General features: G+C 63.4%; 3 protein-coding genes. All 3 read right to left on the reverse strand.

What is annotated here, in order from left to right:
- On the reverse strand, positions 1–1385 hold a 1385-nt coding region (locus EB084_12660), incomplete at its 3' end, for a hypothetical protein (protein NDD29108.1).
- 140 nt (positions 1386–1525) lie between these two features.
- Positions 1526–5335, reverse strand: coding sequence for a DNA-directed RNA polymerase subunit beta' (gene rpoC, locus EB084_12665; GenBank protein NDD29109.1), 3810 nt, complete (start codon positions 5333–5335; stop codon positions 1526–1528).
- A gap of 111 nt (positions 5336–5446) precedes the next feature.
- Positions 5447–9289, reverse strand: a complete 3843-nt coding sequence (gene rpoB, locus EB084_12670) for a DNA-directed RNA polymerase subunit beta (protein ID NDD29110.1) — start codon at positions 9287–9289, stop codon at positions 5447–5449.
- Positions 9290–9710: the final 421 nt, after the last annotated feature.

Genomic DNA, 9710 nt, shown 5'->3' on the forward strand with positions numbered 1-9710 from the left:
ATCGTGGAGATGAGCTCTTCAGCGCGTGGGTTCTCCTCCATGATCTTGCGGAACGCCTCCTTGTCGAGCCGGAGGAGCTCGGACTCCTCGAGGGCCACCACGGTGGCGGTTCTCGGGTCTCCCGTGAGGAGCGACATCTCTCCGAAGAAGGCCCCGGGCCCCAGCTCCTTCGTGAAGAACATGACACCTTCGGCATTCCTGGCCTGAATCTCCACCCGCCCTTCCTTCACGATGTAGAACGAGCGGCCAGCGTCGCCTTGCTTGATGACCGCCTCTCCCGTGGCGTAGGTCACCACCTTGAGGCGAGCAGCCAGGTGCTTCAGGTCGTGCTCCGAGAACTCAGAGAGGAAGTCGACGTGCTTGAGCAGCTTGAAGTTCAGCCCCTCCCTGTCGACCCGCTGGCGTCGGTGCACGTGCAGCGTTCGAATCGGATAGGGGATCTCGAGGTCCTCGCGTCTGAAGTGGTACCAGATCTTCTCCATGACCGCGGAGTGGATGTTCGGTGCGTCTGTGAAGTCGTCGATCCAGAACTTCATGCGATAAGACGCGGCGGAATCCTCGAAGGCCCGCAGATGAACCACGGGAGCTGGATTTGTGAGCACCTTCGGGGTCTTGAGAGCGCACTCGATCATGACCTTCTTGACCTTGTTGGGGGAGTGCTTGTAGTCGACGTTCACACTGGCCTGCAGCGCGTGCTGAGGGCTGGGCGCCGAGAAGTTGGTGATGTCCATCTTGGCCAGCATGGCGTTGGGGTAGACAACGTAGTCACCCTCTCGGGTGCGTATCGTCGTGGCCCGCCACTCGACCTTGTCGACCTGGCCCTCGCGCTCGCCGAGCTTGATCCAGTCGCCCCGCGTGAACGGCCGAGAGCCGTGGAGGAAGATGCCGGCGAAGACGTTTCCGAGTGATTCCTGTGTGGCGAAGCCGATGACCAGGGTGAGCACCGTACCGCCCGTGACGAGCGCTCGCACGTCGAAGCCGAGCAGGGTGAACAGGGCGCCGAGCAGCAACGTGTAGAGCGCAAACCGCGTGATGTCGCGGTAGAGCGTCGGGATCTCGATGCGTCGCACGTCGGCCAGCACGTAATCGAAGAAGAATGCGCAGACGATCTCGATGCCGAGCGTTCCCCCCATGGTGATGAGGGCGTAGGAGGCGAGAAGGTCGAGGTCTTGATGAAGCAGGTGTGCCTGCGGGAGCAAGGTCGTCGTGACCTTTATGCTCAGCACGATGCAGGTGAGATAGACCCAGGTGCGCACCTTCGTGAGCACCACCTCGAAGAGGTGCGAGCGCCACTGCTGTCGCTTGTACAGCAGGCGGTAGAGGAGCGTGAGGCCTACGAACGTGAAGGCGCCGCTGGCGAGGGCCACGATGAGCTGCTCGATCACTTTTTCAGGCATGTGGCATCCTCTCTGCTCGGAGTGCGCTGAACGAGAACGGCGGCTGCTCGGTCAGGAGCGCCGCCGTCTCGTCATCGGTCTTGGGGGAAGTGCATCACAGCGCTATCGCCGTGACGCACAGTGGCCGATCATTCCTCGTCTGTCGCGGCGTAGGCGTACTCATCACCTTCGGCGTACGCTTCACCGTCGCCTTCGGTATAGGCCTCCTGACCGTAGCCGCCGGCCTCGTCCTCTTCGGAGTACATCTGCACGCCGTCCCCATCGTAACCCCCGAAGTAGGGCGGCTGCTCCACCTCGTCGGTTTCCATGGGAATGTTGCGATAGCGCGGCATGCCCGTTCCCGCAGGGATGAGCTTGCCGATGATGACGTTCTCCTTGAGGCCCAGCAACGGATCGATCTTGCCGTTGATGGCGGCCTCGGTGAGCACCCGCGTCGTCTCCTGGAACGAAGCTGCGGAGAGGAACGAGTCGGTCGCCAGCGATGCCTTGGTCACGCCCATGAGCACGTCCTTGGTGGTCGCCATGTGAACGTCGTCGCCCGTCTGCTTCTTGCGCTCGCGGAGCTTGCGGTTCTCCTCTTCGACGATAGATCGATCGACGAGGGCGCCCGGCAGGATGACGGTGTCGCCCGCGTCTTCGATCTTCACCTTGCGCAGCATCTGCCGCACGATGGTCTCGACGTGCTTGTCGTTGATGTCCACGCCTTGTGAGCGGTACACGTGCTGCACCTCGTTGACGAGGTACTTCTGCACCTCTTCGACGCCGCGCACGCGGAGCACGTCGTGGGGGTTGAGCGGGCCGTCGACGAGCTGCTCGCCGGCCTCGATGTGGTCGCCTTCGCGTACCAGCAGTCGCGCCGAGAAGGGCACGAGGTGCGAGGTATCGCCGCCGCTTGTCGATTTGATGGTGATCTTGCGCTGCCGCTTCTCTTCAGAGATGGACACGACGCCCTCGTGCTCGCTCATCACTGCGAAGCCCTTCGGCTTGCGCGCCTCGAAGAGCTCTTCGACGCGGGGAAGACCCGTGATGATGTCTTCGGAAGCGGTACCACCGGTGTGGAAGGTGCGCAAGGTGAGCTGCGTGCCAGGCTCACCGATGGACTGGGCGGCGATGATGCCCACAGTCTCACCGATCTCAACCGGCTTGCCGGTGGCGAGGTTTCGGCCGTAGCACTTGATGCACAGGCCGAAGCGAGCGCCGCAGGTCAGCACCGAGCGGATCTTCACCGTCTTGACCCGCACCATCTCGATGCCGGCAGCGGCGATCTCCTTGGCGGTCTCTTCGGTGATGCGCTCGCCCTCGCGGACGATGACCAGGGGCATGCCCTTGTCGTTCATCTGCGTGGGGTGAATGATGGCTTCCGACGAGAGCCGGCTGCGCGCGTCGCTGATGTGCACAACGACACCGCCCGCCTTCTCGACCATGTCGCCCACCTCGTCGGGGACTTCGGTGTGCGCGGCTGCCAGAACCTCACCGGTGTCGGCATCGACCACGATGTCCTCAGCGGCGGTGCGGCCGCTGATTCGCTCGGCCAGGCTCACCATCACGTCACCACCGTCCTCCACGGCCTCCATGCGGATGCTGCGGCTGGTCTGGCAATCGCTCTCGCGGATGATGACGTCTTGTGACACGTCGATGAGACGACGGGTCAGGTAGCCCGAGTCAGCGGTTCGAAGCGCTGTATCGGCGAGGCCCTTACGCGCGCCGTGGGTCGAGATGAAGTACTCGAGCACCGACAGTCCCTCGCGCAGGTTGGCGCGGATGGGCAGCGGGATGATGCGACCCGAGGGGTCGGCCATCAGTCCGCGCATGCCGGCGATCTGCTTCACCTGTGCAGGGTTGCCACGGGCACCCGAGGTCGCCATCATGTAGACCGGATTGAGACGGTCGAGGTGACGCATCATGGCGGCCTCAACGTCGTTGGTGGCCTTCATCCAGATCTCTTTGATGTGACGGTAGCGCTCGCCGTCGGTGATCCAGCCTTTGCGGAACCAGACGTCGAGCAGCGCGACACGGTCGTCTGACTTCTTCAGGATGGCGGGCTTCTCCGGCGGCACCTGGATGTCGTCGACACCGATGGTGTTGCCAGAGCGGGTGGCGAAGCGGAAGCCCAGCTGCTTGAGGTTGTCGAGCAGCACCGCGGTGCGCGCGCTTCCGAACTCGCGGTGGATGCCGGAGATGAACTTTGTCATGCCGCGCTTGTCGATGGTCTTGTTGAGGAACTTCTGCGCAAGCTCGACCGGAATCGCGCGGTTCAGGATGATTCGTCCCACTGTGGTCTCGAGCATCGAGACCGATCCGTTGTGCTCGGTGTAGCGCACGCGAATCGGGGCCTGGAGCTCGATCTCACCGGCCTCATAGGCCGCGATGGCCTCGTCGGTGTCGGAGAAGCGCTTGCCCTGACCTTTCGAGTCGTACTTCTCGATGGTGAGGTAGTAGATGCCCAGCACCATGTCTTGCGACGGCACCATCGCTGGCTTGCCGAACGAGGGCAGCAGGATGTTGTTGGCGGAGAGCATGAGGATGCGCGCTTCTGCCTGCGCTCCCGCGGAGAGCGGCAGGTGCACGGCCATCTGGTCGCCGTCGAAGTCGGCGTTGTAGGGGGTGCAGACCAGCGGGTGGATCTGGATCGCCTTGCCCTCGACGAGCACCGGCTCGAAGGCCTGGATGCCCAGGCGGTGCAGGGTCGGGGCGCGGTTCAGGAGCACGGGATGGTCCTTGATGACCTCCTCGAGGATGTCCCACACCTCAGGACGCACGCGTTCCACCATGCGCTTGGCGCTCTTGATGTTGTGCACGAGCTGGTGGTCGACGAGCTTCTTCATGACAAAGGGCTTGAAGAGCTCGAGCGCCATCTCCTTGGGCAGACCGCACTGATGGAGCTTGAGGTTCGGGCCGACCACGATCACCGAGCGGCCCGAGTAGTCGACGCGCTTTCCGAGCAGGTTCTGGCGGAAGCGACCCTGCTTGCCCTTGAGCATGTCGGAGAGCGACTTGAGCGGGCGGTTGTTTGGACCCGTCACCGGGCGACCGCGGCGGCCGTTGTCGATGAGAGCATCCACCGCCTCCTGCAACATGCGCTTCTCGTTCTTGACGATGATCTCGGGAGCACCGAGATCGAGCAGGCGCTTGAGGCGGTTGTTGCGGTTGATGACGCGTCGATAGAGGTCGTTGAGATCAGAGGTCGCAAAGCGGCCGCCGTCGAGCTGCACCATCGGGCGAAGCTCCGGCGGGATGACCGGCACCACGTCGAGGATCATCCACGACGGCTTGTTGCCGGACTTGCGGAAGGCCTCGACAACCTCAAGTCGCTTGATGGCCTTCGTGCGCTTCTGCCCCGAGACGGTGCGCAAGTCCTCACGCAGCTGGTCGTACAGCTCGTCGAGGTTCAGGGACAGCAGCAGCTCGCGAACGGCCTCGGCGCCCATGGCCGCCTTGAACCCATTGCGATACTTCTCACGATTCTCGCGATAGTCCATCTCTGACAGCAGCTGGCGCGCCTGCAGAGGGGTGTCTCCCGGGTCGGTGACGACGTAGGATGCGAAGTAGATGACCTTTTCGAGGGTGCGGGGCGACATGTCGAGCAGCAGGCCGATGCGCGAAGGCACGCCCTTGAAGTACCAGATGTGCGTGACAGGTGACGCCAGCTCGATGTGGCCCATGCGCTCGCGGCGCACCTTCGAGCGGGTGACCTCGACGCCGCACTTGTCGCAGATGACGCCCTTGAAGCGGATGCGCTTGTACTTGCCGCAGTGGCACTCCCAGTCCTTGATCGGACCGAAGATCTTCTCACAGAAGAGGCCATCGCGCTCCGGCTTGAGCGTGCGATAGTTGATGGTCTCGGGTTTCTTGACCTCGCCGTACGACCACTCCTTGATCTGCTGCGGAGAGGCCAGGCCGATCTTCATCGCCCCGAAGTTGTTTACATCGATACTCATCTTGCGGAACTCCTTGCGAAAACGGGGTCAGGAAAGGTATTGGGTGGGGGAGACGCCGAGAGGCGCGCGCTGAGACATCAGCGCGCCCCCTCGGCGTGGTGGCGGTGAGCGCTAGGGGGAGCTGAGCACTTCCTCGCCGATGTCGAGGCCGAGCTCGCGGGCCGTCGCCTTGATGTCCTGCTCCTCGACGCCCTTCAGCTCGATCTCCTTGAGACCGCTGACACTGTCGCCCGAGAGGATCTTGACGTCGAGGCAGAGCGACTGGAGCTCCTTGATGAGCACCTTGAACGACTCGGGCACACCAGGCTCGAGCACGTTCTCGCCCTTGACGATGGCTTCGTACGTCTTCACACGGCCAACCACGTCGTCGGACTTCACCGTCAGGAGCTCCTGAAGGGTGTAGGCCGCACCGTAGGCTTCGAGCGCCCAGACCTCCATCTCGCCGAAGCGCTGTCCACCGAACTGCGCCTTTCCGCCGAGAGGCTGCTGGGTGATGAGGCTGTATGGACCTGTCGACCGAGCGTGGATCTTGTCGTCAACGAGGTGGGCCAGCTTCAGCATGTAGATCTGACCCACGGTGATGCGGCAGTCGAACGCCTCACCCGTGCGACCGTCGAAGAGCGTGGTCTTGCCGTCTTCCGGCATCTGCTTCCAGCGCTCGACGTAGTCGACGATGGCGCGGACCTCGTCATCGGAACGGGTCAGGCGGCGGCTCTTGAGGATGTCGCGGAGACGGTCCTCGAGAGCAGGAGGATTGAGTGCCGCCTTGATCTCGTCTTCGGCAGGGGCGATGCCCGCCTGCTTGATGGCCTTCTTGACTGCGTCGGCAGGCTTGGCGGCCGCAAGCATGGCTTCGACTTCCACCGTGGTGGCTTTGGGCAGACCGTGGCTGTGCAGGTATTGCTTCAGGCCGTCGAGCGGCAGGATGTCGGTGACGAGGGTCTGCATCTCCTCGGCCGAGAAGTCGAGGCCACGGCTCTTGAGCACGCGCTTGAGGCGCGCGATCTTCATGTACTCCTTGACCTCGTCTTCCGTGCCACCGTCGAACACCGGGCACTCGACCTTCAGGCCCAGGGTGCTGGCCGCGCCACCCAGGTGCGTCTCGAGGATCTGACCGATGTTCATGCGCGAGGGCACGCCCAGCGGGTTCAGAACGATCTGCACCGGTGTGCCGTCCGGGAGGAACGGCATGTCTTCCACAGGCAGGATGCGCGCGATGACGCCCTTGTTGCCGTGGCGGCCCGCCATCTTGTCGCCCTGGAGGATCTTGCGCTTCTGGGCGATGTAGACCCGTACCAGGTTGTTCACGCCGGGCGCCAGGTCATCGCCCTGGTCACGGCTGAACTTCTTGACATCGATCACCTTGCCTTTCTCGCCGTGCGGCACCTTGAGAGAGGTGTCACGCACGTCACGAGCCTTCTCACCGAAGATGGCGCGCAGCAGGCGCTCCTCGGCGGTCAGCTCGGTCTCGCCCTTGGGGGTGACCTTGCCCACGAGGATGTCTTCCGGTCGAACGTCGGCCCCGATGCGGATGATGCCGCGTTCGTCGAGATCCTTGAGCGCGTCTTCACCCACGTTGGGGATGTCTCGCGTGATCTCCTCGGCGCCGAGCTTCGTGTCGCGGGCCTCGCACTCGTAGTCCTCGATGTGGATCGAGGTGAACACGTCTTCGCTGACGAGCTCCTCGCTGAGGAGGATGGCGTCTTCGAAGTTGTAGCCCTCCCACGGCATGAAGGCCACGAGCACGTTGCGACCCAGCGCCAGCTCACCGTCGGCAGACGAGGCGCCGTCGGCGAGGACGTCGCCGTCCTTCACCTTCTGGCCCTTGCGCACGATGGGGCGCTGGTTGATGCATGTGCCGCTGTTCGAGCGCTTGAACTTCGACAGCTTGCTCGACTTGAGCTGGCCGTCGGCCGTGCGGATGGTGATCTTCTCTGCCGAGACGGCGGCGACCTGACCGTCTTCGTCGGCAACGACCAGCGCGCCGGAGTCCTTTGCCGAACGGAACTCCATGCCGGTTCCGACCACGGGGGGATCGGGACGCAGCAGGGGAACCGCCTGACGCTGCATGTTCGCACCCATCAGGGCGCGGTTGGCGTCGTCGTGCTCGAGGAACGGGATGAGCGCCGTCGCGATGGACACGATCTGCTTGGGCGAGATGTCCATGTAGTCGACTTCGTCTCGGTCGACGATCTGGGGCGGTTTGCCCTTGCCGCCTGCCCGCTTGCTCTCTTCCTTGGCGCGCACGACGACGCGCTCGTCGAGGATGTTCCCCTTCTCATCGAGTCGGGTGTTGGCCTGGGCGACGACGTGATCGTCTTCCTCGTCAGCGCCGAGATACTCGTGCTTGACGGTGCCGTCTTCGTTGTAGACGAGCTGGCAGTCGACCACCTTCTGGTAGGGCGTGCGGATGAATCCGAACTCGTTGACGCGGCCGTACGTCGCGAGGGAGCCGATCAGTCCGATGTTCGGACCTTCGGGCGTCTCGATGGGGCAGATGCGACCGTAGTGCGAGTAGTGGACGTCGCGAACCTCGAAGCCCGCGCGCTCACGGCTCAGACCGCCCGGGCCGAGTGCAGACAGGCGGCGCTTGTGGGTGAGCTCGGCCAGCGAGTTCGTCTGGTCCATGAACTGCGAAAGCTGCGAGGAGCCGAAGAACTCCTTGATCGCTGCCACCACAGGACGGATGTTGATGAGCGCCTGGGGCGTGACGGTCTCCATGTCCTGCACCGACATGCGCTCGCGCACGACGCGCTCGAGGCGCAGCAGGCCTACGCGGAACTGGTTCTGGAGAAGCTCGCCCACCGCACGGATGCGGCGGTTGCCCAGGTGGTCGATGTCGTCGGGAATCACCCCGACGGTGAACATGGTGTCATCGAGGGCTTCCATCTTCTGCTCACCGTTGATGAGATGGACGATGTAGCGCACGGTCGAGACGATGTCGCGCGGATCGAGCATCTGCGCGTACTCCATGACCTTGCCGCAGTCCGGACAGTCGTGGAGTCCCGGACGATGCAGGGTGCCGCAGTTCTTGCACGCCAGCTTCAGCCCGAGCTTCTTGGAGAGCTTGTAACGGCCGACCTTGGCCAGGTTGTAGCGCTTGGGATCGAAGAACAGGTTCGACAGCAGGGTCTTGGCGCTGTCCTTGCTGGGCGGGTCTCCTGGGCGCAGCTTGCGGTAGATCTCGATGAGCGCCTCTTCGTGGTTGTCGACGCCATCCTTGGCCATGGTCTTCACGATGACGGGATCGTCGTTGAAGAGCTTGAGGATGTCCTCGTCGGAGTCTCCCCAGGGGGTGACCTGCGGGAACGCCGCGAGGGCGCGGATGAGGACCGTTGCCGGCAGCTTGCGCGTCTTGTCGATGCGAACCATCACGAGCTCGGAGGCGTCGCTCTCGAACTCGAGCCAGGCGCCGCGGTTGGGGATGACCTGGGCCTTGTAGGTCTCGCGGGCCGCGGTGGGGTCATCGTTCTTCTCGAAGTAGATGCCGGGCGAGCGAACGAGCTGCGAGACGATGACGCGCTCGGCGCCGTTGATGATGAACGTCCCCTTGTTGGTCATGTAGGGGAAGTCACCCATGAAGATGTCTTGTTCCTTGACCTCCTTGATCTCGCCACCTTCCTTGGTGATGAGACGCACCTTGACCTTGAGGGGCCGCGCATACGTCATGTCGCGGTCGCGGCACTCCTCCTCGGAGTAGGTCGGCTCGTCGAGGGAGTGGTCGAGGAACTCCAGCACGAGGTTGCCCGTGAAGTCCTCGATGGGACTGATGTCACGGAAGGCTTCCCGCATCCCCTCGGTGAGGAACTGCTGGTAGGAGTCTCGCTGCAGCTCGATGAGGTTCGGGATGTCGAGTACGGGCGGAATCTTCTGGAACGAGACGCGGCCCGTGTGGGTGAGGGCGTTGGAAACGCTCACGGTTCGCTTCGGCGCGTTTTGCTGGCTCTTTGCCATCAGCATGTCCTCCTATCAACGACCTGGGAAGGCCCCTCAAAGCACAAAGAAGCCAGGTTTGCAATGGAACCTCGCTTCAGACGGCGTGCGCGCGGAAAACGATGGATTGTCGGAACCTCGCTGACAGCACCGCTTCCAACGCACCGAGCTCCGCATACGTGAGCCCTGCGCGTGGATACGTCCGGCTTTTCGGGTGGCCTGCAAGGCGCCCTTGGCAACCTCACAGACCTGGATGAACGACGCTTCAGCCTGAGAGCCCCGTGCTCGAGATGCGCGCTGATCCGTGCGCGCAACCTCGTCTTGCGTCACCCTGCGCGCCGCGGTCTAGGGGAGGTTCGCGTCTCTCTGTCGCGACTCCGGCAACCGCGATTAGCGCGGATCGGGGGGTGCGGGTCGGGGGTCTCTCAGGCGTGCAGTAGAG

The organism is Pseudomonadota bacterium (genome assembly GCA_010028905.1).
GTDB lineage: Bacteria > Vulcanimicrobiota > Xenobia > RGZZ01 > RGZZ01 > RGZZ01.